The sequence below is a fragment of the Microcystis sp. M53602_WE12 genome, assembly GCF_030065455.1.
GTDB classification, from domain to species: domain Bacteria; phylum Cyanobacteriota; class Cyanobacteriia; order Cyanobacteriales; family Microcystaceae; genus Microcystis; species Microcystis aeruginosa.
Window position 1 is genome coordinate 1 of record NZ_JASJFB010000150.1, and the last position, 2,106, is coordinate 2,106.

The window sequence follows — 2,106 nt, forward strand, 5'->3', positions numbered from 1 at the left end:
ATTTTAGCATATATTTCGTAAACGATGCTCATATTTAACAGTAAAGCCGTCGTAGAACGACGGGGTTTCAGACCCAAATTTTCGATGATGTCAGCTGCCATTAACTCCTGCCATTCAGAATCTTGTTGATAGTGAGAGAGCATTATATCGGCTTGACTTTTGAGAATATTCCTCCGTTCAGTCATTGGTAACTTCAGAAAAGCAAGACGCTGTTTTAAGGATGGAGAGATATCTTCGGTGCTAGAAGCATCAGAACTAACTTCTTCAACCAAAATAACTACCTCAACAGTTTGTCCTACAGTCAGCTCTGGAGATTCAATTTCAATTCTATTTCCCGGTAGGACTTTTGCTGTCGTGTACAAAGTTGATTTAACCATTTTAAGCCTTCTCTTTAAGTATTGTTGTTAATATAGCTTATTAAGATCGGCGACCGCACTTAAACCTACAGTTTCAATCAATGTGCATGGTGCGTTCCCCAAAATCGATCGCTGGAGCAGTAGGAACCACTTTGGGGAACGCACCCTACGGCTGTCTGGTGCAACGATGAGTTATGTTTTTTGTTGTTTATCCAGAAACTTAGTCATTGCTTCTGATATCGGTTGCTCGCAGATAAAATCGCCGAATTCCTGCTTAAAATCAGACCAAGATTCGGATAACAATCCTTTGCGTCTCCAATACGGATGGAACCATATCTATTGCATAGCGTATCCTGCTGGGTTATCTGTCCATTCACGGTATCGGAAACAGGTTGCTCCGATACATGGAATTCTAAAATCGCCTGTAAAAGGCCTTGCTTCTGGATGAAGCCACAAAAAAGCAACATGCTTCGGGTCATTTTCTTCGCCTTCATAACCATATTGCACAAAGTCGTATCTAAACTCTCGCCGGAAAAAACATGCTATTTTATAAACAGCTTTACGATATTGTATCGGGGATTTATATGTTATCCGAATAGGATTTAACTCTATTTTTTTCGGCGAAATTAATGGAGATATAATATTCACCGAATCTGGATTTATAGCTAAAGGCTTCATTATGCTGACTCCTTTTCAAAAAACATAACTACATATTACACGGAAAATTTCTGGATAACACTCCTCAGAGTAACGATATGGGTCAACTTTTGGCATATCACCCCATCTAGGCGCAATCGCCAGAACTTTTCCCTATATCACGCCCAAAAGCCTGTTAGCCAGATTAGCATATTGTCAAAAACCTTGTTTAACTAAATTCCTGACAATTAGGCCAATTCTAGCGACGATTATTCGATCTGACCGCACCCCTTGACAAAAATTTATCATTATTCGATTCGTTTAATTGTCGGGGGACTCTGTAAAGATTTTTTACTGGGAAATCCACACCCAGTAACAAACTTTTTGCCGCAAACCCTAATTCAAACCTTTGCTCCTGTACTTTTAGCAGCACAGGAGCAAAGCTGAAAATAAAAATTAATAATTGTCCTCATCGGTGATAACTTCCACGGGAATCACTTCTTCTAACACTTTCTCCTGCATTTCTTGGCGACGAATTGGTATTTTGGTTTTTTCCAATTCCGGTAAAGCGACTAATTCCCGTTGTTTTTCCCGGACAGTATTGGGTAACAACATCGGTAAAGGTTCGGGAGTTTCTAACCAGTAGCTGGCTACCGGTAGGGTATGTTCTAAATCTTCCAATAAACGGGGAATAATCATCACCGCGTGCAGTTCACCGATTTTCTCTGCTTCCCGCATTCCCGCATCAATGGCCACGGCCACATTAGCGACCGAACCCCGGATAATGGCCGTACACAAACCATCCCCAATTGTTTCGTAGGAAGCTAACTGCACATCGGCGGATTTTAACATGGCATCGGCTGCCCCCACCATAGCAGGAAAACCGCGGGTTTCCAACAGACCGATCGACATATTGCTCAGTTTGCTGAAACCCCGTTGACTTTGGGCAATTTCGGCTAAACGGCTACCAATGGGGAAAATTACCTCTAAATTGGGCATCGGTCGGGGAATAACCGATTTAGATACCAATTGTCCGAACTGTGCGGCGGTTTTTGCCCCTTCTTCCACTGCTAACCGCACATCGGCAATATTACCACGCACGATCGCCGTACAG

Annotated in this window: 2 protein-coding genes and 1 pseudogene; all 3 read right to left on the reverse strand. The window is 42.4% G+C overall.

All coding sequences use genetic code 11. The features are described 5' to 3' along the window. Window positions 1-80 precede the first annotated feature (80 nt). Window positions 81-377: pseudogene (locus PX482_RS05800) on the reverse strand (hypothetical protein); the annotation flags it as partial. A gap of 315 nt (window positions 378-692) precedes the next feature. After that, window positions 693-1,034, reverse strand: coding sequence for a hypothetical protein (locus tag PX482_RS05805; RefSeq protein WP_288028171.1), 342 nt, complete (start codon window positions 1,032-1,034; stop codon window positions 693-695). A 414-nt stretch (window positions 1,035-1,448) separates the two neighbouring features. Beyond that, window positions 1,449-2,106 (reverse strand): beta-carboxysome assembly protein CcmO (gene ccmO, locus PX482_RS05810; protein ID WP_288122184.1); only part of this gene is annotated, 658 nt, incomplete at its 5' end.